Raw genomic sequence first — 23,638 nt, forward strand, 5'->3', positions numbered from 1 at the left:
GGCCCCCTCTCCCGGCCTCTCCCCCGCAAACTGCGCGGGGGAGAGGTGACGCGACCCACAGCGTACGGAGCGGGATCGAATTCTCCCCTCTCCGTGAGGAACGAACGGGGAGGGGCCGGGGGAGGGGCACCCCGCCGGCGCAGCTCGATGCCTTTCGCCGAGCCACGCGGCAAGGGCGAATGAATTCGCTGCAACAACCACACGAAGTCCGCCTTCGCGGGCTGGCGGGTGTGGAGTAGAGGCAAGGAGCTGCCACGTATCGGGTTGGGAGACGGCGGCCAACGTGAGGGCTGACGGAGCGGGATCGAATTCTCCCCTCTCCGTGAGGAACGAACGGGGAGGGGCCGGGGGAGGGGCACCCCGCCGGCGCAGCTCGATGCCCTTCGCCGATCCGCGATCCCACAGTCCGCGCAGGCGGACTTCGCGACGTTCCAGCGGCGAATTCATTCGCTCCTGGGAGGTGGGCGAGTAATGCGAGCCCGGAGGGGGCGCCGGCGGACGTGGCGCGATGTCGGCCAGAGGTATGCGTGAACCGAAGGCGAAGGGAATGAACTCGATGGGGATGATGAGCAGGAAGCAACTGGCGACTTTCGCCTTCGCGATGGGGGGCGCGCTGATGGCCGCGACGATCGATCCCGCCGGCGCGGACGCGGCGCCGGCCGCCGCGCAGGAGTGCCCCGCCGCCGGCAACCCCGCCGCCGACCGCGGCTGGACGGCGTACCGCGCCAACGACATGGCCGCCGCGCGCACCGCCTTCGAAGCCGCCCTCCGCGCCTGCCCCCGCCACGAGGGCGCGCGCACCGGCCTGGGCTACGTGGCCCTTCGGCAGGACCGCACCAGCGAGGCGCGCCGCCTGTTCGACGCGGTCGTCGCGGACGCGCCGCGCAACGTGGACGCGCTGGTGGGGCAGGGGATGGCCGCGTGGCGCGCGGACGACCCGCAGGCGGCGCGCACGGCGTTCACCCGCGCGCAGCAGGTGGACCCCGGCAACGCCGAGGCGCGCGACTTCCTGGCCCGGCTGGGCCCGCCGCCCGCCGCCGCGCCCACCCGCCCTCCGCTGGCGCTGCCGGCGGAGGTCACGTATCCCGCACGGACCAACCGCGACCGCTTCGAGGTGCGCACGGCGCGCGGGTGGGAGCCGTTCTACATCAAGGGCGTCAACCTGGGGGCGGCGCTCCCCGGCCGGCATCCCAGCCAGTTCCCGGATTCGGCGACCTACGTCCGCTGGATCGAGCAGATGGCGGCGATGGAGGCCAACACCGTCCGCGTCTACACCATCCATCCGCCCCACTTCTACGGCGCCCTGTACGACTGGAACCGCCGCCACCCCGACGCGCCGCTCTGGATCATCCACGGCGTGTGGGCCGAGCTGCCGCCGGAAAACGACTTCGCCGACCCGCGGTGGGAGGGCGAGTTCTTCCGCGAGATGCGCCACGTGGTGGACCTGCTGCACGGCCGCGCCGACATTCCCGTGATCCCGGGGCGCGCGGGCGGCGCCTACACGGCCGACGTGTCGCCGTGGGTGCTGGCGTACATCATCGGCCGCGAGTGGGAGTCGCACTCCGTGGTCACCTTCAACCGGCGGCGGCCGGAGCTCCAGGGCTTCCGCGGCCGGTTCCTGACCGTGCAAGGCGGCACGCCGATGGACGCGTGGCTGGGCAAGGCCAGCGAGCACATGGTGGCGTACGAAACCGACACCTACCGCGCCCAGCGCCCCATCGCCTACACCAACTGGCCCACGCTGGACCCGCTTTCGCATCCCACCGAGTCCACCGTGGCCGAGGAGTCGGAGATACGCCGGTCGCTGGGCGAGCAGGTGCCCGCGCAGCCGGCCGCCGAGGACAATGACGACATCGGGCTCGACGCCAACCTGGTCACGCCCACGGACGCCTTTCCGGCCGGCTGGTTCGCCTCGTACCACGCGTATCCGTACTACCCGGACTTCATGGTGCTGGACCCGGGCTACAACCAGGCGCGCTCGTCCGAGGGGCCCTCCAACTACTTCGGCTACCTGGTGGAGCTGAAGCGGCACCACGACCACATGCCGGTGGTGATCAGCGAGTACGGGGTGCCGGCCAGCATCGGCAGCGCGCACCTGCAGCCGCAGGGGTGGCACCACGGCGGCCACTCCGAGGCGCGGATGGCGCAGATCAACGCCCGCCTTACCCGCGAGATCGCCGAGGCGGGGATGGCCGGCGGGGCGATCTTCGCCTGGATCGACGAGTGGTTCAAGAAGAACTGGATCGTCATCGACTTCGAGATCCCGCAGGACCGCAACCGCCTGTGGTACAACCGCCTGGACGCCGAGCAGCACTACGGGATGCTGGCCATGGACCCCGGCGAGGTGGTGGCCGGCGCCACGCTGCGCGACCGGGTGGCGTCGTGGCGGCGGATGCCGGCGCTGTACGGGACGCCGCAGGGCACCCTGCGCGCCGCCTCGGACGAGGCATACCTCTGGCTCTTCTTCGAGGGCGCGGGCGGGCGGCTACCGGAGGAGCTGCTGCTGGGGTTCGACGTCCTGAAGCCGGAGGCGGGCGACTTTCGCTGGCCGGGGCGCGTGGGCGGCCGGCTGCCGGTGGGGCTGGAGTTCGCCCTGCGCGCCACGGCAAACGAGGTGCGGCTGATGGCGGACCCGTCGTCCAACCCGCTGCGGACCGACGAGAACCAGTCCATCCCGGGGCAGCCCGCCGCCGCGCCGGCGATCGCCGATCCGCTCCCCGGCTACTTCGAGGGGCGTTTTCAGCGGCGCTTCAACCGGCCGTACCGCAGCCAGGCCAACGAGGACGGCGTCTACGACTCGCTGCGCGTGCTCACCAACAACCGCCGCTTCGCGCGCGACCGCACGGAGTACCCGGGGATGGGCTACGACCGCGGCATCCTGTGGCCCGGCGGCCCTCCCGACGGCCTGTGGGAGCGGCTGCCGGAGGCGGGGGTGATGGAGATCCGCATTCCCTGGATGCTGCTGAACTTTACCGACCCCAGCGAGCGCCGCGTGCTGCAGGATCCCGAGGGCGCCGTCCCCGCGGCGTTCGGCACGGTTACGGTGGACGGCATCCGCATCCTGGCCGCCGCCCGCGACGGCTCGGCGTGGCGCCAGTGGCCCGCCTCGGGGCGCGAGGCCGACGTCGCGCTCTTTACCTGGGACACGTGGGAGGAGCCGCGCTGGCGCGAGCGCGTGCGCCCCGTCTACGACGCCATGCGCGAGGTATATCGAACCATGAATCCACCGGTCCTGCGCGGAGGCGGCCGATGACCCGCGCGTTGCTGATCCTGGCCCTGCTCCTGGCCTCCGCCCTCCCTGCCGCCGCGCAGGACGAGGCGGACCGCGCCTGGGCCGCGGGCGACATCGCCGCCGCCACGCCGCTGTACGAGGCGCGGCTGGCGGCGGACTCGGCCGACGCGACGGCGCTGCAGCGGGTCGCGATGATCCGCGCCTGGGCCGAGCGCTACGACGAGGCGCTGGCGCTGTTCGACCGGCTGCTGCGGGTGGACCCCAACAACCGCGAGGCGCGGGTGGACCGGGCGCGCGTGCTGGCGTGGCGCGGCGACCCGGTGGCGGCGTCGCGGGCGCTGGACCCGCTGCTGGCGGCGGACCCGGGCTTTCTTCCCGCGCTGCAGGCCCGCGCGCAGTTCGAGTCGTGGGCCGGAAACTACGACGAGTCGCTGGCCACGTACGGCCGCCTGCAGCAGATCACGCCGGAGGACCGCAGCATCGGCCTGAGCCGCGCGCGCGTGCTGTCGTGGGCCTCGCGCTTCGACGCGGCGGTGGCGGCGTACGACAGCCTGCTGCGCGAGAACCCGCGCGACGTCGAGGCGCTGGTGGGGCTGGGGACGGTGCTGGCCTGGGCGACGGAGCTGGACTCGGCCGAGGCGGTGTACCAGCGGGTGCTGGCGCTGGAGCCGGGGAACGTGGAGGCGCAGCGGGGATTGGCGCGGGCGGCCGGGTGGGGCGGGCGGCTGGTCCCCGCCGAGCGCCGCTGGCGCGACGTGATCGCGCGCAATCCCAACGATGCGCCGGCGTGGGTCGGCCTTTCGCAGACGCTGCGCTGGCAACGGCGCGACGCGGCGGCGCTGGAAGCCGCGCGCCGCGCCGTCGCCGCCGCGCCCACGGACCGCGACGCGCGCGAGGCGCTGCGCTGGGCGCGGCTGGCGGTGGCCCCGCGGGCCAGCGCGTCGTTCGTGAACGAGTGGGACACGGACAAGAACGACATCCGCACCACCTCCGCCTCGGGCGCCGTGCGTCCGGCCACGAGCGTGGAGGTGCGCATGGACCTGTACCACCGCGACGCCGCCATCCGCCCGGAGGGGGGGACGGACGAGGAGCGCCGCTCGGACGGCGGCGCGGTGACGCTGTGGACGATGCTGGAGCCCGGGTGGGCGCTCAGCGGGACGGTGGGCGCCAGCGTGCCGGACTCCAGCGGGTCCGACCCCATTCCCACCTGGCGCGCGGCCGTTTCGACGCCCCGGCGCTACCCGGTCAACGGCAGCGTCTCGTACGCGCACTACGCGCTGGACCCCACGGCGACGCTCATCCAGCGCGAGGTGTTCCTGGACGAGTGGTCCGGCGCCGCCAGCTGGAAGCCGTCGCAGGTGTGGACGGTGGCCGGCGCGGCGGGGACCGCCCTGTTCACCGGCCGCGTCTCGGGCGAGGAGAACCGGCGGGTGAACGGCAGCCTGTCGGTGGCGCGGCGCATCAGCACGCCTATCACGCTGGGCGTGGGGACGCGCGTCTTCGGCTTCGAGCGCGACCTGAGCGACGGCTACTTCGACCCCGACTTCTACGGCCTGGCGGAGCTGACGGCGCTGTGGCTGCGCGAGTGGCGGCACTGGAGCCTGAGCGCGGAGCTTGCGCCCGGCGTGCAGCAGGTGCGCAGCGACGGCGAGCCCAGCGGCTCGTTCCGCGGCGGCGGCACCGTGGCGTACCAGCTTGCGCCCGGCCGGCGCATCGAGCTCAACGGCATCTTCGCCAACTCGGGGATCAGCCAGCTTTCGCCCAGCGGCGGCGCGGAGTACAAGTACCGGGCGGTGAGCATCTCGGGCGCGTGGACGTTTTGAGGGGATAGGGGATAGGGGGACAGGTTACAGGGGACAGGTTACAGCGGGCGGGGCGCTTCGGATGGGTGGCGCGGGAGGGTGGGTGGCCCCCCCTCTCCCGGCCTCTCCCCCGCAAACTGCGCGCGGGAGAGGTGACGCGCTCGACAGGCTTTTCGGAGCGCGATCGAATTCTCCCCTCTCCGTGAGGAACGAACGGGGAGGGGCCGGGGGAGGGGCCCCCCGCCGGGCGCAGTTCGATGCCTTTCGCCGAGCCATCGCACCGGGCCCCACCCCAACCTCCCCCAGCAGTTTTGGGGGAGGTGGGCGAGTAATGCGAGCCCGGAGGGGGCGCCGGCGGATGCAATCGGGGCTCTGCCGCGCAGGAGGGGCCCCCCGCCGACGCAGCCCGAACCCATCCGGCCAACCACCGCCCCCTGCCCCCACACTGCCCACTGTCCCCTGTAACCTGTCCCCTGTAACCTGTCCCCTGTAACCTGTCCCCTCGCGCAGGCGAGCAGGAACCCGCTATACTTGCGCGTCCCGCCGCTCCGCCGGCACTTCGCCCCACGCATCGCATCGCCCCGCATGGCTGACCAGGCACCCGACGCGCAGGAACACCTGGAGCGCGCCGCCGACATGGTGTGGGACGCCATCCAGCGCCTTGAAGAAGCCCAGCGCATCCTGTTCAAGGCCGGCGACTGCTACGTCGGACAGGTCTACGGCGACGGCGTCCGCGCCGTCATCGAGGTCACCGAGAACATGGCCGACACCGTGGGCGACCTGACGCAGTGCCACATCGAGATCGGCAAGATCGGCAAGCGCGACAAGGGCCGCGGCCCCGGCGGCGTCTGGAAGGACTCGTAGGCACGCGGCGAATCTGACGAAAAGAGGGCGGGCACCCATCCGGTGCCCGCCCTGTCTTTTTGCCGGATGATGCAGTGCCCGCCCAGGGGATGGCGAATGAATTCGCTGCAACGACGACACGAAATCCGCCTTCGCGGATTGGCGGGTGCGGAGGCGGGGGCGCGCCGCCGTGCACGATTCCGGCTTCACGGGCGAGCCCCGCCACGTCGACAAACCCAGGTGATTCACCCGAAGCCTTCCAGTCCGCGAAGGCGGCCTTCGTGTGTTTGTTGCAGCGAATTCATTCGCCCTTGCAGGCCCTCAACCCGTGCCGCCCTCGCCTTCCCCCTCCGCCTCGAACCACACCGCGATCTCGTCCAGCGGCTTGCGGGCGAGGTCGGGGACGCGGGCGTCGGGGGCGGGATAGCCCACGGGCATCAGCAGGAACGGCTTCTCGTTCGCGGGCCTCCGCAGCAGGCGGGTCAGAAAGCCCATGGGCGACGGCGTGTGGGTGAGCGTCGCCAGCCCCATCTGGTGGATGGCGGCGACGAACAGCCCCGCCGCGATGCCGCAGCTTTCCGTGCTGTAGTAGTGCGTGCGGCGCGTGCCGTCCGCCCGGACGCCGTACACGTGGCGAAAGAGCACCACCACGTACGGCGCCGTGGTGATGTGCTCCTTGACCGCGTCCGTTCCCAGCGGCGCGAGCGCCTCCAGCCACTCGGGCGGCATGCGCCCGCCGTAGTTCACCCGCTCCTCTTCCTCCGCCGCCTCGCGCATCATCCGCTTGATGGCCGGATCGCTGATGGCGACGAACGTCCACGGCTGCTGGTGCGCGCCGGAGGGCGCCGTGCCCGCCGTGCGGATGGCGTTCTCGATCAGCTCGCGTGGCACCGCCCGATCCGAGAAGTGCCGCGTGGTGCGCCGCCGGTTCATCTGCGCGTAGAGCTCGCTCGCGCGGCGCAGCATCTCCTCCTCCGGCAGATGCTGAAAGTCCAGGGGAACCATGGATTTGGCGGCGGTGCTCATCGGTCGCGGGGCGCGGGAGGGAAATGGATGGGGCGGCGCGGGGGATGGGTAACACGCGCGGGTTCGGCGGCGCAACCGGAACCCGGCTTCCGGCGAGTGGATCCAGAGTGGAAATACGATGGGTGCTGATCGCGACCCCATTTCGGGCGCTCTTAATGCGCCACATATACCGGCTTACGCTGGACCACCCCTGTGCTTACCTTGGGCGTCAGGTTCGATGATCCGCCACCCACGCGTCCGCACCCCATGATCGAGCTGTTGTCGGTCCCGTTCACCAGCCGCGGCTGGACCGATTCGTACGAGGCGATGGTCATCGTCCACGGCCTGCTGCGCAGCGAGCCGGAGGGGCTGGCGTTCGAGTTCCGGCGCAGCGAGCACAGCTTTGGCGTCAAGCCCACGGTCGAGGATCCCATCCGCACCATCGCCATCCCCTGGGCAGAGATCCAGTCGCTGACGTACCGCCGCCGATTCCTGGGATGGGGCCACCTGGTGCTGCGGACGCGCAGCCTGCGCGCGCTGGACGGCATCCCCTCCGCGCAGGGCAACGAGCTGGTGGTGCCCATCTCCCGCGCCGAGCGCCTGTCCGCGCGCGAGCTTGCCGCCAACGTGGAGCTGGTCCTGGCCGAGCAGCGCATCGCCGCCCTCGACGCCGGCTCCCGTCCTTCCGCCCTCCCTCCGGGCTGACATCCCGCCCGCTGTCCCCTGGCCTGACGTCCTGCCGGCCCGACGCGGCGGTTCATCCCGCTATTCCCTATTCCCTGTTCCCTATTCCCTGCCGTTCTTTGACACGCTCCGCCGCCCCGTCTAGATTCCCCGCCTCTTTTTCCCGGCGGAGGGGCGGCACAGGATGGAGCGTCTGACACGCGCGCGGCTGGACGAGATTCTGGAGCGGTGCCGGGGGCTGCGCGTGGCGGTGGTGGGCGACCTGATGCTGGACGTCTACCTGGTCGGCGCCGTGTCGCGCATCTCGCCCGAGGCGCCGGTGCCCGTGGTGCAGGTGGCCGAGGAGTGGGTGGCGCTGGGTGGTGCCGCCAACGTGGCCGCCAACGTGGTCGCCCTCGGCGCCGAGTGCGAGCTGGTGGGCTGCGTGGGCGCCGACGCCGCCGGCGCGCAGATCCGCGACGCGCTGGCCCGGCTGGATGGCGGCGCCGTCCACGCCCGGCTGGTGGAGGATGCCGGCCGCCCCACCACCACCAAGACGCGCGTGGTGGCCCGCCACCAGCAGGTGGTGCGCTTCGATCGCGAGCGCGACGACGAGGTGGGCGCGGACTGCGCGGCGCGGCTGGAGGACGCGGTGCGCGCCGCCGCCCGCGCGGCGGACGCGCTGGTGCTGGAGGACTACAACAAGGGCGTGCTGGTGCCTTCCGTGATCCGTGCCGCCATCGGCGCGGCGCGCGAGGCCGGCATCCCCAGCGTGGTGGATCCCAAGTTCCGCAACTTCTTTTCGTTCGGCGGCGCCACCGTCTTCAAGCCCAACGCCGCCGAGCTGGGCGCCGCGCTGGGCCAGCCGCTGGCCGCGGAAGACGACGCCTGGCTGGAGGATGCGCGCCGGCGCGTGGAGGCCGGGCACCTGCTGCTGACGCTGGGGGAGCACGGGATGGCGCTCAAGGGCGCGGAGGGCCCCGCGTTCCGGATTCCCACCGTGGCGCGCGAGGTCTACGACGTCTCCGGCGCGGGCGACACCGTGACCGCCGTCGTCGCCGTCGCGCTCGCCGCCGGCGCGTCGATGCGCGAGGCCGCCGTGCTGGCGAACCTGGCCGCGGGGATCGAGGTGGGCAAACCCGGCGTCGCCACCGTCACGCCGGACGAGCTGCGGGCGATGGTGCCGGGCGGGATGTAGGACGAAGCGAGGCAGACGGCGAGTCCGGCGCGACCCGCGGGGCGCCCCCTCCGCTCGCTCAGGCTCGCACCTCCCCCAAATTTGGGGGAGGTTGGTTGTGGAGCAGGGGATGGGTGATTTCGATCGGGATCGCACTGCGCCCCCGGTGCCCCCCACCTCGGCCCTCCCCCGCAAACCGCGCGGGGGAGGGTGACGCGCCCGACAGCCCGCCGCAGCGCGATCGAATTCTCCCCTCTCCGTGAGGAACGAACGGGGAGGGGCCGGGGGAGGGGCACCCCGTCCGGCGCAGCCCGACGCCGTTCGCCGAGCCGGCGTCCCTGGCACAACGTCCAACCTCCCCCAGCGGTTTTGGGGGAGGTGGGCGAGTAATGCGAGCCCGGAGGGGGCGTCCGCGGACGCAGTTCGACCGTGTTCGCAGCGCGATCGAATTCTCCCCTCTCCGTGAGGAACGAACGGGGAGGGGCCGGGGGAGGGGCCCCTTTGAACCGCCCCGGAGCCTGAACCAGGAACACCGCGATGAAGCGTACCGCCATCGCCAGGGCCGTCACGGCTGTCGCCATTCTGCTTTCCGCCACGACGTCCTGTACTTTTCGCCAGGTGAAACCGACCATGCAGACCGTGCACACCGCCAACGCCCCGGCCGCCATCGGCCCGTACAGCCAGGCCATCATCGCCAACGGCTTCGTCTTTACCGCCGGGCAGGTGCCGTTCGACCCGGCCACCATGCAGCTGGTGGAGGGCGACATCAAGGCGCAGACGGAGCAGGTGATGAAGAACATCACCGCCATCCTTCAGCAGGCCGGCGCCGACCTGTCGACCGTGGTGAAGACGACCGTGTTCCTGCGCGACATGGACGACTTCGCGGGGATGAACGAGGTGTACGGGCGCCACTTCGGCGACCACAAGCCGGCCCGCAGCACCGTGCAGGTGGCCCGCCTTCCGCGCGACGTGGCGGTGGAGATCGAGGCGGTGGCGGTTCTGCTGGACCGCTAATTGTAGCAGGACGCGGGCGCCTTCCGCCGGGCGGAGGGCGCCCGTCGTTTTTCCGTATCCGAACCCTGACGAGTCTCGCGAGCTGAGCGATGGTGAATCCGCACATCTTCCGGCAGTACGACATCCGCGGCGTGGTGGGCCCCGACGTGACCACGGAGGTGGCCGAGGGCATCGGCCGCGCCTACGCCTCCCTCGCGCGCCGCCGCCTCAAGAAGGACGCGCCGGTGCTGGCGCTGGGCCGCGACAACCGCCTGACCTCCGACGACCTGGCCGCCGGGGTGCGCCGCGGCATGCTGGCCGCCGGCGCGCGGGTGGTGGACGTGGGCCTGGTCCCCACGCCCGCGCACAGCTTCGCCGTGTCGCACTGGAAGCTGGACGGCGGTCTGCAGGTGACCGGCAGCCACAACCCGCCGCAGTACAACGGGTTCAAGATGACGCTGGGCGGCCGCTCCATCTTCGGCGACTCCATCCAGGAGATCCGCCGGATGATCCAGGAGCAGGACTTCGAGTCGGGCGAGGGCTCGGTCGAGAACCGCGAGGTGCTGGAAACCTACATCAAGGTGCTGGCCGGCAAGTTCGACATCGGCCGGCCCATCAAGGTGGTGGTGGACTGCGGCAACGGCACGGGCTCCATCATCGCCGTGGACCTGATCCGCGCGCTGGGGCCCAACGTCGAGGTCATCCCCATCTTCTGCGAGAGCGACGGCACCTTTCCCAACCACCACCCCGACCCGGTCGTCGACAAGAACCTGGTCGACATCATCGCCAGGGTGAAGGAAGAGGGCGCGGACCTGGGCGTGGCGTTCGACGGCGACGCCGACCGCATCGGCGCCATCGACGACCGGGGCGGGATCGTGCGGGGCGACACGCTGCTGCTGCTGTACGGCCTGGACCTGATCCAGAAGCACGGCCCGGGGCAAAAGGTGGTGCTGGACGTAAAGTGCTCGCAGCAGCTCACGGACGTGCTCGAGGCCAACGGCGGCGTGCCCATCATGAACGCCACCGGCCACTCGCTCATCAAGGAGCGGATGAAGCAGGAGCATGCGCTGCTGGCCGGCGAGCTCAGCGGCCACATCATGTTCGGCGACGACTACTACGGGTTCGACGACGCGCTGTACGGGGCCATGCTGCTGATCGACATCGTGGCGCGCGGCGGGCGGCCGCTCAGCGAGTGGCTGGCGGAGTTCCCGCAGTTCGTCTCCACCGCCGAGCTGCGCTACCCGGCCACGGAAGAGACCAAGTTCGAGATCGTGGGCCGCGCCACCGAGCACTTCCGCAAGGACCACGAGGTGATCGACGTGGACGGCGCCCGCGTGCTCTTCGGCGACGGCTGGGGCCTGATCCGCGCCTCGAACACCGAGCCCGTGCTGGTGGCCCGCTACGAGGCCCGCACCCCCGAGCGCCTGGCCGAGATCCGCGGGCTGATGGAAGGCTGGCTGCAGGGCGAGGGCATCGCCGGGGCGAGCGACGGGCACTGAGGGAGAAAAGTGCGTGAGTGCGTGAGTGCGTGAGTGCGAAAGTGCGTTCGTATCCGCACTGCCTGAGCTTGCGCGACCCGCGGCGCCGTCTCCGCTCGCTCAGGCTCGCACCTCCCCCAAGTCTGGGGGAGGTTGGGGTGCGGCAGGGATCGGGGTGCTCCGGACAGGGTGGTGCGGGATGGTGACGCGCTCGACGGGCCTGCCGGAGCGGGATCGAATTCTCCCCTCTCCGTGAGGAACGAACGGGGAGGGGCCGGGGGAGGGGCACCCCCGCCGGCGCAGTTCGATCCCAGTCGCCGAGTCTCGTCCCCGCCGGCCACCCCAACCTCCCCCAGCAGTTTTGGGGGAGGTGGGCGAGTAATGCGAGCCCGGAGGGGGCGCCCGTCCGGCGCAGTGAGATCCACGCGGCATATCCGCGAAGGGGTCCCACCTCGCTCGTTCCTCGCGGGGGAGGGCTCCCGGGCCGAAATCTTGATGCGGAACGCGCTTGCCGCCCCTGAGCGGCCCGCGTAGAATGTCGCCCCTTGAACAGCGGGATTCGTGGCGAGCAAGACCATCGTGATCGCGCTGGGGGGCAACGCCCTGGCGCAGCCGGGTGAAGAGGGCACCATCACCCAGCAGTTCAAGCACACGCGCGAATCGCTGGGCGCCGTGGTGGAGCTGGCGCGCGAGGGGTGGCAGATCGCCATCGTGCACGGCAACGGGCCGCAGGTGGGTAACGAGCTCATCCGCAACGAGCAGTCGCGGCACCTGGTTCCCCCGCTGCCCCTGGGCGTGCTGGTGGCGGCGACGGAGGGGTGGATCGGGTACATGATCCAGCAGTCGCTGCAGAACGCGCTGCGCAGGGGCGGGGTGGACCGGCAGGTGGTGACGATGGTGACGCAGGTGCTGGTGGATCCCGGCGATCCCGAACTGCGGCGCCCCTCCAAGCCCATCGGCCGCACCATGGACGAGCAGACGGCGCGCGACCTTGCCGCCGAGCTGGGCGGCGAAGTGGCCGAGACCAGGGGCGGCTGGCGGCGCGTGGTCCCCAGCCCGCGCCCCACGGAGATCGTGGAGCGGCGGATGATCCGCTCCCTGGTGGCCGAGGGCCACCTGGTGATCGCGGCCGGCGGCGGCGGCTGTCCCGTGTACGTGCACGAGAAGTGGGGGCTGGAGGGGATCGACGCGGTGGTCGACAAGGACCGCGCCGCCGCCATCCTGGGCCGCGACATCGGCGCCGACGTGCTGGTGATCCTGACGGACGTGGACCGCGTCTACCTGGACTTCGGCACGCCCGCGCAGCGCCCCGTGGAGCGGCTGACGCTGGCCGAGGCGGAGGCGCTGCTGGCCTCGGGACAGCTGGGAACCGGCAGCATGGCGCCCAAGGTCGAAGCCGCGGCCGACTTCGTGCGCCGTGGCGGCACCCGCGCCATCATCGCGCGGCTGGACCAGGGCAGGGAGGCGGTGGCGGGGAGCGCGGGGACGGAGATCGTGAGGGAATAGTGCGTGAGTGCGGAAGTGCGTGAGTGCGGGAGTGAATGCGCCGGAGCGATCCGGATCTTCCCCTCGCACACTCACGCACTCACGCACTGACGCACTGACGCACTTTTCGTAGGGCAGGACAATCACCCGGAACAGGAAGCGTCCGTGAACATCCACGAATACCAGGCGAAAGAGCTGCTCGCCGCGCAGGGGATCCCGGTCCCCATGGGCGAGGTGGCCACGACGCCCGAGCAGGCGGAGCAGATCGCCCGTACGCTGGGCGGCGCCGTGGTGGTAAAGGCCCAGGTGCACACCGGCGGCCGCGGCAAGGCCGGCGGCGTAAAGCTGGCCAACACCCCCGAAGAGGCGCGCGAAAAGGCCCAGGCCATCCTGGGGATGGACATCAAGGGCCTCACGGTCGAAAAGGTGCTCATCGCCCCGGCGGAGGACATCGCCAGCGAGGCCTACGTAGGCATCATCATGGACCGCGCGAGCAAGGCGCCGGTGTGGATGGTGAGCGCCGCCGGCGGCATCGACATCGAAGAGGTCGCCCACACGGACCCCGACAAGATCACCAAGCTGCCGGTGGACACGCGCTACGGGTTCCTGCCGCACCAGGCGTACTTCCTGGCCACGAAGCTCTACAGCGACGTGAAGCAGCAGCGCGCGGCCGCGAAGATCCTGCAGCAGCTGTACACGGCGTTCGTCGAGGCCGGCGCGTCGCTGGCGGAGATCAACCCGCTCATCACCACGCCCGACGGCACGGTGAAGGCGATCGACGCCAAGTTCAACATCGACGACAACGAGCTCTTCCGCCGCCCGGCCATCGAGGCGCTGCGCGACGAGTCGTCGGAAGACCCGGCCGAGGTGACGGCGCGCGAGGCCAACCTCACCTTCATCAAGCTGGATGGTGACGTGGGCTGCGTCGTGAACGGCGCCGGGCTGGCGATGGCGACCATGGACCTGGTGAAGTACTACGGCGGCGAGCCCGCCAACTTCCTGGACATCGGCGGCTCCAGCAACCCCGAGAAGGTGGTGAACGCCCTCAAGATCATCACGGGCGACGAGAACGTGAAGGCGATCCTGTTCAACATCTTCGGCGGCATCACCCGCACCGACGACGTGGCGAACGGCATCGTGACGGCGACGAAGATGATCGACATCAAGGTGCCGATCGTCATCCGCCTTACGGGCACCAACGAGGAGATCGCGGTGAAGATCCTGGCCGACGCAGGGTTTACTGCCATGACCGACATGGACGAGGCCGTCAAGAAGGCCGTCGCGCTGGCAAAGGGGGAGGCCCAGTGAGCATCTTCATCGATCAGAGCACGAAACTCATCGTGCAGGGGATCACGGGCCGCGACGGCTCGTTCCACGCAAAGCAGATGATGGAGTACGGCACCCAGGTGGTCGCGGGCGTCACGCCGGGCAAGGGCGGGCAGACGTTCGAGGGCTCGGTGCCCATCTTCAACACGGTGCAGGAGGCGATGGACGCCACCGGCGCCAACTCGTCCGTGATCTACGTGCCGCCCGCCTTTGCCGCGGACGCGATGTTCGAGGCGGCGGACGCGGGCGTGGGCTTCATCGTCTGCATCACCGAGGGCGTGCCGGTGCTCGACATGACCCGCGTCTATCCGTACGTCAAGGAAAAGGGCGCGCGTCTGCTCGGGGCCAACTGCCCCGGGCTCCTTTCCGCCGGCAAGAGCAAGGTGGGGATCATCCCCGGCCACATCACGCAGCCCGGCCCCGTCGGCCTCGTCTCCAAGAGCGGGACGCTGACCTACGAGGTGGTCTACAAGCTCAAGGGCGCGGGGATCGGCACCACCACGTGCGTGGGCATCGGCGGCGACCCGGTCAGCGGCACGTCGTTCATCGACTGCCTGGCCGCGTTCGAGGCCGACCCGGACACCAGGGCGATCGTGATGCTGGGCGAGATCGGCGGCACGGACGAGCAGGAGGCCGCCGAGTACATCAAGGCCAACGTCACCAAGCCGGTCGTGGGCTTCATCGCGGGGCAGACGGCGCCTCCGGGGCGGCGGATGGGGCACGCGGGCGCCATCATCAGCGGCAGCGCGGGGACGGCCGAGGAGAAGATCCAAGCCTTCCGCGACAACGGCATCGGCGTGGCGACGCGCCCGCTGGACGTGGTGGGGCTCATCCAGGAAGCGCTTTGACCGAGAGCGGCGGTCGCGCGGGGCGCGAGGTGCGCCTGACGGAGATCCTCCGTCCGGAGCACGTCGTGGCCCCGCTGGCGGCGTCGTCGGTGTACGACGCGGTCATGCACCTGGCGCAGGCGCTGGTGGGCACCGGCGGCATCGCCGACCCCGACACGCTGCGGCGCAAGTTCAGCGAAAGCCGGGTGCGCGACCTGATCCACATCGGCGACCGGGTGCTGCTGCCGCACCTGCGCACCGACGCGGTCGATTCGCTGCAGGTGGCGCTGGGCATCGCCCCCGCGCCGCTGCGCGAGTCGGCGGACCACGTGGGGGCGGTGGCGCAGGTCGTCGTCCTGGTGCTGGCGCCGCTCTCCGCCGCCGACCTGTACCTGCAGACGGTGGCCGCGCTCGCGCGGGTGCTGCGGGTGGATTCCGTGGTGGACCGGCTGGTGGCGGCGCGCTCGCCGGCCGAGGTGATGGCGATCCCGGAGATCCGCGAGATCATCATCGAGCCGCGGCTGCGGGTGCGGGACGTGATGACGCAGCGTGTGTACCGGACGAGCCCGGACGCGCCGGTGCAGGAGGTGCTGGACCTGATCGCCGAGCACCGGCTGCGGGCGATTCCGGTCGTCGGCGACGACCGGCAGGTGCTGGGGATGGTGACGGACCGCGACCTGCTGCGCCACTTTCTTCCCGGCGTGCAGCGGCCCGCGGAGGCCAGCGCGGCGGCGTGGAGCGAGACGCGGGTGCGCGACGTGATGTCGCGCTCCGTGATCTGCGTTTCCGAGGAGCAGGCGCTGGCCGAGGTGACGTCCATGCTGGTGAGCAAGGACATCGAGCGCCTGCCGGTGGTGCACGAGGGGCAGCTCACCGGCTTTCTGACCCGCGGCGACATCCTGCGCAAGGTGTTCGGGTTCGCCGCGTCTCCCATTGAACCCGTTGACGAGGAATAGATACAGATGAGCCGTACCTTCGCCATCATCAAGCCCGACGCCGTGCAGAACGGCCACGCCGGCAAGATCATCGCGCACATCCAGCAGGCGGGCTTCCGCATCCTGGGGATGAAGCTGACGCAGATCAGCCTGCCGCAGGCGCAGAAGTTCTACGAGGTCCACGCCGAGCGCGGCTTCTACGGCGAGCTGGTGGAGTTCATGTCCAGCGGTCCGGCCGTAGTGCTGGCGCTGGAGGCCGAGAACGCGGTGGCGCTGTGGCGCGAGACCATCGGTTCGACGGATCCGGCCGAGGCCGCCGAGGGCACCATCCGCAAGCTGTACGCGGAGAACAAGGGCCGCAACGCCGTCCACGGCAGCGACAGCGACGAGAACGCCGCCATCGAGATCGCCTTCTTCTTCGCCGGCACCGAGTTGGTGGGCTGATCCGGGCAGGTTCGGTGGATGGATGACGAAGGGCCGCCTCGCGAGAGGCGGCCCTTTGTGCGTGGGGGCGGCGTTTGCTTCTGGATCGTGAGCATCGCCGGCGGGATTGTCCCGGCGGGTGAGCCTGAGCACCCCGCTCTCCTCCAGACGCGCCACCACGGAGGAATCGGCATAGTAAGACGTTCTTCGCACGGTGCCGATCAGATCACGATACCGTCGGAGATTCGCCGCGGCGCCACCCCAACGCATGCGTCCGCGACGTCATGGGCAAGTAGTCCCCCGGGTTACGCCAGCAAGCGGGCAACAGGTCGGAACTGGCTGTCGAACACGTACATCTGGCTACTGCCTTCGTGTTGGATGACGGCGCCTGACGATGACCGCGGGGACGGGTGTGAGATCGTGACGAAATAGAACCCGTCCGCCTCAAAGAACGTCACCTGGCCTTGCTGCCCGTGCACATCACCCGCTCGCAAGGCGTCCTGCAACTTGTCACATTTCTCCGCATCAGCCGCGAGAAGCCCCAACCCACGGACGCGTTCCGGAGAGATGGCCGCAAGCCCGAGTCCCTGCCGGACCCCGGACAGGTGCTCCGCCGCGAGGAAGTCGCGAACACGGAGTTGCGCGGTAGCCGAAGGGTGCGGGCAGGCTTTCAGCGCCGTATCCGCACGGGCATGATCAGGCGCGACCCCGCAGATGGTGCACATGCCCGCGAGCACGAACAGGTAGTGTAGTCTGGACATTCGGGTAGCTTGTTTCTGGTGGTGCATGGATTCAGTAGCCGCAACGTCCCTTACGCAACGCCGTTTCGCCGCCCGATCCGGTGAACTGGCCGATGCCGCTCGCGTCCAGGATGTAACCCGTGCTCAAGCCGAACCGCCGCAACGTGGCCTTATCGTCTTCGCTGGGCGTACCGGTATAGAGTACCGGCCCAGACGCGCAGGTCGTAACGACCTCCCCGATCTTCCATGGATGCGTGTGCACCACACCTACGGCGCCTGCGGGGGGCGCTTCGCGTATGTCCACGCCGCACGGGTGAAAGGTTGCATCCATGATCTCGACCAACCGATACCCCGACGCATCCTGCACGAGCCATCCCGCCCGTTCGCGGCGCTGATCCTGGGGGATGTTCGGATCGTAGTTGCTCCCGGTCCACAGCGCCTGGAAACCCGAATAGACGTCCGGATCATCAAGCTTGGGGTCACCTGTAAAGCAGGGGTCCGGCGCCGGGTCCTCGCATCCGTAGTCAGGGCACAGCGGACCCTTTGTGCCGCCGCTGCCCCCGCCCCCGCCGCTACCGCCGCCGCCGTCGTAGTCGCCGCCATCGCCGCCGCCGTCGTCGCAGCCCTGCACCGTCGTGCCGTCGGGGCTACCGGGACCCGCCGACGCAGCGCAGTCACCACCTCCGTCGCAACTGTAGTCCCACTCATCGCACCCACCTCCACTGATCGGCGGCAAGGTGCAGATGCCTTCCGTCACGCATCCCTCCACCCGGGTGTCCGGCGCCGAGGCCGCGAGATCCGCCGCGTGCTGCTGATCCGGTCCTGTGGGGCTGTCCGCGCACGCTCCTAGCGTGAGCACCACCCCCGCGAGCCTGGCAAGGCGTAACATGAATTGCGCATCTTCCAATCCTTGCTAACCGGTTGATTTCTGCGAGGTTCCCACCCTGCGTCCAAGTGGTGTCTAGAGATCGTCCTTTTCCGCGCTCTTGGGATGTGTATATGCGAATTCGCCAACGGAGCGGTGCGATGAGCGCACATGTATGTTTGCGCCAAACGGCACCAGTTACAGGGGTTGACTGAAATGCCCTAAACAGAGCGGTATATTAGGCGCATTCTTCCGGCGCGTCAAACATTGTCCCGAGGGACCGCCTTTACTTCGATTCGGGTTTATAGATTCCCGAAGTGGCTCGCTCCCCGCACGAACTCTTCAGATAGTCCGCGGCATCTCGGCGCGGCGGCGAGCCACGAGCAGCAGACGGTAGATTCCTCGGTCGCGCGCGGGGTGCGGCGGTCGGGGTGGTTCAACGCGGCGCTCCCTCGGAATGACACTCTGGTGTGTCGGTACAGGAGCCCCGCGCAATTTGCGGGGCTTCCCGCCTTTCCAGCCGCGGGTTCACCCGCCCGGGACGAACCGTCCGCACTAACGCACTACCGCACTCACGCACTCACGCACTCACGCACTTTCGCACTTCCCTCCGCGCCGACACTTTTCCGCCCCCCGCGGCGTACGATCAGGCAGCACCCGCCGTGGGCACGTCCACCCGCATCCCTGACACTGCCGTGAAACTGCTCTTTCGCTGGATCGCCTCCGCGCTGGCCGTGGGGCTGGCGGTCTACCTGCTGCCGGGCCTGGAGTACGACGGGCGCATCGAGACGCTGTTCGTCGTGGCGCTCATCCTGGGGCTGGCGAACGCCATCGTGCGGCCCATCATCAAGGCGCTGGCGTGCGGCATCATCGTGCTCACGCTGGGGCTGGCGCTGTTCGTCATCAACGCGCTGATGCTGTACCTGACCAGCTTTGCCGCCGGCCAGTTCGGGTACGGGTTCCACGTGCGCGACTTCGTCTCCGCCATCATCGGCTCCGTCGTGATCAGCCTGGCGACGTGGTTCCTGTCGCTGCTCATCAAGGACGATGACTGAGCACGCCACGGACGGCGTGCTCTACGGCATCCCTGGGGATGTGACGTGGTGCTGCGCGGCGAACCCGCCTGGAGCCGCCGCTCCACCGACAACACCGCATGCAGCCCTTTCCGGGAATGCATCCCCAGCAGCACTCAGTTCCGGATCGCCCCGCGCAGGCCGCGGGGCGATTCGCGTTTGATCCTGCGGATTTCTGTTGCCCGGCAAAGAAGAGGATTGACCTTCTCGGGAGGAGGTGTTAATCTGTTGACATGATGTCAATGGATTGACACTCACATCCCCGCTGATGACCTCCAAACCGATCTCCGAGCTGGGCCGCCGGGAGCGCCAGATCATGGACGTGCTGTTCCGGCGCGGAAAGGCCACGGCGGCCGAGGTGCTGGCCGACCTGCCCGACGCACCCAGCAACGCCGCCGTCCGCGGGATGCTGCGCCACCTGGAGGAAAAGGGCTACGTGCGCCACGAGCAGGACGGCCCGCGCTACCTGTACTCGGCCGTGGTGGAGCGCGAGGCCGAAAGCCGCTCGGCGCTGGCGCACGTGCTGCGCACCTTCTTTGGCGGTTCGCGCGAGAACGCGATGGCCGCGCTGCTGGACCTGGGCGAGCCGCGCCTGTCGCCCGATGAGTTCGAGCGCCTTTCCCGCCTGCTGGACGACGCCCGTCCGGACGGAGCCGAGTGACCATGCCCTCAATTCTCTCCTCCACCGCCTGGGCCGCCTTCCTGGCCGGCCTGCTGGTGAAATCCACCGTCCTGCTGCTCGCGGCGTGGCTGGTCACCAGCGTGATGCGGCTGCGCCGCGCATCCGCCGCGTCGCGGCACCTGGTGTGGACGCTGGCCGTCTGCGGGCTGGTCGCGCTGCCGCCGCTGGGCGCCCTGCTTCCACGATGGGAAGCGGGCTGGCTTCCACCGGCGCCGGCCGTTGAGAGAGTTCCGGGAGCGGGAATGGCGGATGGCGGCGCCGTGGTCCCGGTCGCACCGACAGTCGAGAGTGAAGCCGCGGCGGCGGCGCCCGCCGAAGCGCCGTCCGCCGTCGGCGAATGGCGGCCGGCGCGCCTCGTGGGGATGGTCTACGCCCTGGGCGTGATGGCGGTGCTTGCGTGGGCGGCGGTGGGGTTCGCGGCGGTGCGCCGCATTGCGTCGCGCGCCGTGCCGGTCACGGACCCGGAATGGATCCAGCTCCTTCGCGACGTGGAGTGGGAGATGGAGGTGCGGCGGCCGGTGCGGCTGCTGCGGAGCGGCGCGTCGCCCACGCCCATGGCGGTGGGACTCTGGCGCGCGTCCATCGTGCTTCCCGCCGCGGCGGACGAGTGGCCCCTCGCGCGGCGCCGGGCCGTCCTGCTGCACGAGGCCGCACACGTGGCGCGCCGCGACTGCCTGACGCAGCTGGCGGCGGTGGCGGCGTGCGCCGTCTACTGGTTTCACCCGGGCGCGTGGTACGCCGCGCGCCAGCTGCGCACCGAGCGCGAGCTTGCCTGCGACGACCGCGTGCTGGCCGGGGGCGCCCGCCCCGCCGCGTACGCGGGCGACCTGCTGGAGATTGCCCGCGCCTTTCACGCGCCGCGCCTGGTCACGGCGGGGGCGGTGAGCATGGCGCGGCCATCGCAGCTGGAGGGGCGGATGCTCGCCGTGCTCGACACGGCGCGCAGCCGGCGCACCGTGGCGCGTCCCGCGGCGGTGGCCGCCGCGGTCGCCGCCCTGGCCGTCGTCCTTCCCCTCGCCGCGCTGGGCTCGGGGCGGACGGTGGAGGCGGAGGTGGATCTCGCATCTCCAGCCGCCGCGGCGGAGGTGCCGGCGCCCTTTGCTCCGCCCACCGAGGCTCTGGTGCAGGCCGCGTTCGGCGGGCGGCTGGCGCTGCGGCTGGGGGCGGCGGCGCAGGTGCGGATCACCGGCTGGGACCGCGACGCCGTGCAGGTGCGGTCGTGGGCGGCGGAGGGCGCGCCCGGCGTGGACGCCCTGCTGGCGCGGGACGGCGATGGCGGCACGCGGATCGACACCCGCTCCCGGGGCCGCCACCCCGGCGCACACGTGGTGGAGATCCGCGTTCCCCGCCGCTACGACCTGTGGATCGCGGGAGGCGGCAGCCGGGTGGAGGTGCGCGACGTGGCCGGCTCGCTCTCCGGGAGCACGCAGGGCGGCGACCTGGTGCTGGAGGGCGTGGGGGGCGAGGCCGCCATCACCACCGGCGGCGGACGTGCGTCCGTCTTCGACTCGCGGCTGGCGGGCCGCGTGTGGACCGCCGGCGGCGACGCCGGCCTGCACGGCAACACCGGCGACCTGGAGCTGCGCGCGGACGCGGGGACGGCGGTGGTGGAGACGCGCGACGCCGCGGGCGTGCCCTCCGCGCGCCGCTTCGCGGGTGGCGTCCGCGCGGTGGCGGGGGCCGACCACGTGGCCTTTCAGCGGGCGGCCGGCGCCATCCTGGTGCAGGACGCCGCCGAGGGCGTGGACGTGCAGACGGGGCGCGGCGACGTGGAGATCGGCGCCACGGGCGGCCATGCGCGCGTCCGCACCGGGCACGGTGCCGTCACCCTGCACGCCGCGGAAAACTCGGTGGACGTCGCCACCGGGGCCGGCGACGTCTTCGTGCGGATGCTGCGGACGCGCGGCGCCACCGTGGAAACCCGCCGCGGCAGCGTGACCCTGGTCCTCCCGGCGGACTTTCGCGGGACCCTCGACGTCACCGCCGCTCCCGCGGGCGGACGGGGACCCGGCCGCATCCGCGGCGACTTTCCCCTTCACGACCTCCCGTCCGCGGGCGGCGTCCGCCGCGCCACCGCCACGGTCCCCGGGCCCGAAGGCGCCCGCGTCACCGTCCATGCCGCGGGCGGGGACGTGACCCTCCGCCGCGCGCCTCCCCCGCCCAGGTAGCGCATCCGCGGAAGCGCCGTGCTTCCCCGCTGATCCTGGCCGGGCCTCCGCGCCCGGCACCCGACCCGAACCCCCCCGCCCGGCCCGGCATCCCGCCGCACCGCGGGCCGCCGCATGCCTTCCATCGCCGCTTTCCACAAGGAGCCGTCCATGCACCCGATCCACCTGTCGCGCCTCCTGGTCCTGGCGCTCGCCTTGGCCGCCGCCGATCCACGGGGCGCCATCGCACAGCACATCTCGGCGCTCTCCCCATCCCTGCCCGCATCCCACGACGTGGGCGTGCTGGCGGATTCGCTGGACCGCGTGATGCCGGACATGCTGCGGGAGCTGCGCATTCCCGGCGCCGCCGTGGCCGTGATCCAGGACGGCCGCGTGGCGGTGATGCGCGGCTACGGGTACGCCGACCTGGAGCGGCGCATCCCCGTCACCCCGGCCACCGGCTTCAGCGTGGGGTCCATCTCCAAGGCCGTGACGGCGTGGGGGGTGATGCGGCTGGTGGACCAGGGAAAGCTGGAGCTGGACGCGCCGGTGGAGCGCTACCTGACGCGCTGGCACCTGCCGCCGTCGGAGTTCGACGCGTCGGGCGTTACCGTGCGCCGGCTGCTGAGCCACACCGCCGGCCTTTCCGTCTCCGGCTACCGCGGCTGGGACCACGCGGATTCCGTCCCCTCGCTGGAGGCCTCGCTCGCCGGCCGCTCCAACGGCGCGGGCGCAGTGCGGATCGTGGCGCCGCCGGGCGCGGCGTGGGCCTACTCCGGCGGCGGGTACACCCTGCTGCAGCTGCTGGTGGAAGAGGTGACCGGCCGCCGCTTTGCCGACTACATGCGCGACGAGGTGCTGCGCCCGCTGGGGATGACCTCCAGCAGCTTCGACCTGCGGTCGGGGGTCCTGCGCACCTCGGCCGTGCCGTACGGCAACCTGGGGGAGCCCATGGGAACGCCGCGCTTTGCCGAAGAGGCGGCGGCGGGGCTGCACACCACGCTGGAAGACATGGCGCGGTTCGCCGCCGCGCTTCTCCCCGGCTCCGGCACCGGGGACGCGGCCGCGGGCGGCGTCCTGCGGCGGGCGACGCTGGAAGCCATGCTGGTCCCGGTGCCGGGGACGGAAGAGCGGTGGGGGCTGGGCCACGCCTTCAGCGACTTTCCCGACGGCGTGCGGCGCGTGGGCCACGACGGCGGCAACCGCGGCTGGCAGGCCAGCCTGTGGGTGGGGCGGGACGCGCGGGACGGCATCATCGTCCTCACCAACGCCTCGCAGGGGTGGAACGCGGGGAACCGCGCGTTCGAGGCGTGGATGACGTGGAAGACCGGCGTTCGCCGCCCCGTCCGCGCCGCCGTGGCCGCCGCGCTGCTGAACGCCCTGCACGACGGGGGCGCCGACGCCGCCGCCTCCGTGTACGCGCGGCTCAAGGCGACGCGTGCCAACGACTACTTCTTCGACGAGCGGCAGCTGAACGGCCTGGGGTACGCGCTGCTGGCCGCGGGACGCACGCGCGAGGCGGTCACCCTCTTCGAGCTGAACGTGCGCGAATACCCGGACGCGTGGAACCCCTGGGACAGCCTTGGGGATGGATACGCCGCCGCGGGCGATGCGGAGAACGCGGTGCGCGCCTATCGCCGCTCGCTGGAGCTGAACCCGGAGAACCAGAACGCGCAGCGGATGCTGCGGACGCTGTCGCCGTGACTCCGGCGCTGGGGCGGGCCCGCTAAAGAATCATCGTACAGAGGAACAGAGTCAGACAGAGAACGCGAGCCGAAACATCATCCTGGCTCCTCTGTCTGACTCGGTTCCTCTGTACGCATGAAGGTGTTGTTTCCCGGACTCGATGTGATTCGCGTGCGGCTGCGACGCCGAAGCCGTAGCGTGATCGTTACGAACGGCCGGGCCGTTGTCGTGCGGCGGTTTTTGCCGGACGCGCGGC

General features: G+C 71.0%; 19 protein-coding genes. 16 read left to right on the forward strand and 3 right to left on the reverse strand.

Going from position 1 to position 23,638, the window contains the following annotated elements:
* Positions 1–565: 565 nt before the first annotated feature.
* The 3 genes from VGC13_RS14300 to VGC13_RS14310 all read left to right on the forward strand — a co-directional run bounded on the left by VGC13_RS14300 (position 566) and on the right by VGC13_RS14310 (position 5,898).
* A complete protein-coding gene (locus VGC13_RS14300; protein ID WP_331125938.1) occupies positions 566–3,253 on the forward strand; it encodes a tetratricopeptide repeat protein in 2,688 nt (895 codons plus the stop codon).
* Positions 3,250–5,055, forward strand: a complete 1,806-nt coding sequence (locus tag VGC13_RS14305) for a tetratricopeptide repeat protein (protein WP_331125939.1) — start codon at positions 3,250–3,252, stop codon at positions 5,053–5,055. The genes VGC13_RS14300 and VGC13_RS14305 overlap by 4 nt, the downstream gene beginning before the upstream one ends.
* Before the next feature lie 564 nt (positions 5,056–5,619).
* Positions 5,620–5,898, forward strand: a complete 279-nt coding sequence (locus tag VGC13_RS14310) for a hypothetical protein (protein WP_331125940.1) — start codon at positions 5,620–5,622, stop codon at positions 5,896–5,898.
* A gap of 300 nt (positions 5,899–6,198) precedes the next feature.
* Here VGC13_RS14310 and VGC13_RS14315 read toward each other — a convergent pair whose 3' ends face one another.
* Positions 6,199–6,903: a nitroreductase family protein gene (locus VGC13_RS14315; protein ID WP_331125941.1), complete on the reverse strand. Its 705-nt coding sequence runs from the start codon at positions 6,901–6,903 to the stop codon at positions 6,199–6,201.
* 246 nt (positions 6,904–7,149) lie between these two features.
* Between VGC13_RS14315 and VGC13_RS14320 the strand changes: the two genes are divergently transcribed.
* The 9 genes from VGC13_RS14320 (at position 7,150) to ndk (ending at position 16,210) form a co-directional block, all read left to right on the forward strand.
* Positions 7,150–7,587: a hypothetical protein gene (locus VGC13_RS14320; protein WP_331125942.1), complete on the forward strand. Its 438-nt coding sequence runs from the start codon at positions 7,150–7,152 to the stop codon at positions 7,585–7,587.
* A gap of 163 nt (positions 7,588–7,750) precedes the next feature.
* Positions 7,751–8,743, forward strand: a complete 993-nt coding sequence (locus tag VGC13_RS14325) for a bifunctional heptose 7-phosphate kinase/heptose 1-phosphate adenyltransferase (RefSeq protein ID WP_331125943.1) — start codon at positions 7,751–7,753, stop codon at positions 8,741–8,743.
* Between the two features lie 609 nt (positions 8,744–9,352).
* On the forward strand, positions 9,353–9,736 hold the full coding sequence (locus tag VGC13_RS14330) for a RidA family protein (protein ID WP_349264214.1): 384 nt from the start codon (positions 9,353–9,355) through the stop codon (positions 9,734–9,736).
* Between the two features lie 89 nt (positions 9,737–9,825).
* The gene (locus VGC13_RS14335) at positions 9,826–11,214 is read left to right on the forward strand and encodes a phosphomannomutase/phosphoglucomutase (RefSeq protein ID WP_331125945.1); all 1,389 of its coding nucleotides are present in this window, start codon (positions 9,826–9,828) and stop codon (positions 11,212–11,214) included.
* 540 nt (positions 11,215–11,754) lie between these two features.
* Complete coding sequence (locus tag VGC13_RS14340; protein ID WP_331125946.1) at positions 11,755–12,699, forward strand: carbamate kinase; 945 nt, start codon at positions 11,755–11,757, stop codon at positions 12,697–12,699.
* Positions 12,700–12,843: 144 nt separating this feature from the next.
* Complete coding sequence (gene sucC, locus VGC13_RS14345) at positions 12,844–13,986, forward strand: ADP-forming succinate--CoA ligase subunit beta (RefSeq protein WP_331125947.1); 1,143 nt, start codon at positions 12,844–12,846, stop codon at positions 13,984–13,986.
* Positions 13,983–14,852, forward strand: coding sequence for a succinate--CoA ligase subunit alpha (gene sucD, locus VGC13_RS14350; RefSeq protein WP_331125948.1), 870 nt, complete (start codon positions 13,983–13,985; stop codon positions 14,850–14,852). Before sucC ends, sucD begins: the two co-directional genes overlap by 4 nt.
* On the forward strand, positions 14,849–15,787 hold the full coding sequence (locus VGC13_RS14355; protein ID WP_331125949.1) for a CBS domain-containing protein: 939 nt from the start codon (positions 14,849–14,851) through the stop codon (positions 15,785–15,787). Before sucD ends, VGC13_RS14355 begins: the two co-directional genes overlap by 4 nt.
* Positions 15,788–15,793: 6 nt before the next feature.
* The gene (gene ndk / locus VGC13_RS14360) at positions 15,794–16,210 is read left to right on the forward strand and encodes a nucleoside-diphosphate kinase (RefSeq protein ID WP_331125950.1); all 417 of its coding nucleotides are present in this window, start codon (positions 15,794–15,796) and stop codon (positions 16,208–16,210) included.
* 284 nt (positions 16,211–16,494) lie between these two features.
* On the opposite strand, the gene VGC13_RS14365 is transcribed toward ndk, so the two are convergent.
* Together VGC13_RS14365 and VGC13_RS14370 are read right to left on the reverse strand one after the other, a co-directional pair.
* On the reverse strand, positions 16,495–16,950 hold the full coding sequence (locus VGC13_RS14365; RefSeq protein WP_331125951.1) for a hypothetical protein: 456 nt from the start codon (positions 16,948–16,950) through the stop codon (positions 16,495–16,497).
* 31 nt (positions 16,951–16,981) lie between these two features.
* On the reverse strand, positions 16,982–17,686 hold the full coding sequence (locus VGC13_RS14370; protein WP_331125952.1) for a hypothetical protein: 705 nt from the start codon (positions 17,684–17,686) through the stop codon (positions 16,982–16,984).
* An 803-nt stretch (positions 17,687–18,489) separates the two neighbouring features.
* On the opposite strand from VGC13_RS14370, the gene VGC13_RS14375 reads away from it, so the two are divergent.
* The 4 genes from VGC13_RS14375 (at position 18,490) to VGC13_RS14390 (ending at position 23,400) form a co-directional block, all read left to right on the forward strand.
* Positions 18,490–18,849: a phage holin family protein gene (locus VGC13_RS14375; RefSeq protein ID WP_331125953.1), complete on the forward strand. Its 360-nt coding sequence runs from the start codon at positions 18,490–18,492 to the stop codon at positions 18,847–18,849.
* Between the two features lie 286 nt (positions 18,850–19,135).
* Positions 19,136–19,528: a BlaI/MecI/CopY family transcriptional regulator gene (locus tag VGC13_RS14380; protein ID WP_331125954.1), complete on the forward strand. Its 393-nt coding sequence runs from the start codon at positions 19,136–19,138 to the stop codon at positions 19,526–19,528.
* 2 nt (positions 19,529–19,530) lie between these two features.
* Entirely contained in the window at positions 19,531–21,717 is a 2,187-nt protein-coding gene (locus VGC13_RS14385; RefSeq protein WP_331125955.1) for a M56 family metallopeptidase, read from the forward strand.
* A gap of 150 nt (positions 21,718–21,867) precedes the next feature.
* Positions 21,868–23,400: a serine hydrolase gene (locus VGC13_RS14390; RefSeq protein WP_331125956.1), complete on the forward strand. Its 1,533-nt coding sequence runs from the start codon at positions 21,868–21,870 to the stop codon at positions 23,398–23,400.
* Positions 23,401–23,638: the final 238 nt, after the last annotated feature.

It is taken from the genome of Longimicrobium sp. (assembly GCF_036399255.1).
GTDB lineage: Bacteria > Gemmatimonadota > Gemmatimonadetes > Longimicrobiales > Longimicrobiaceae > Longimicrobium.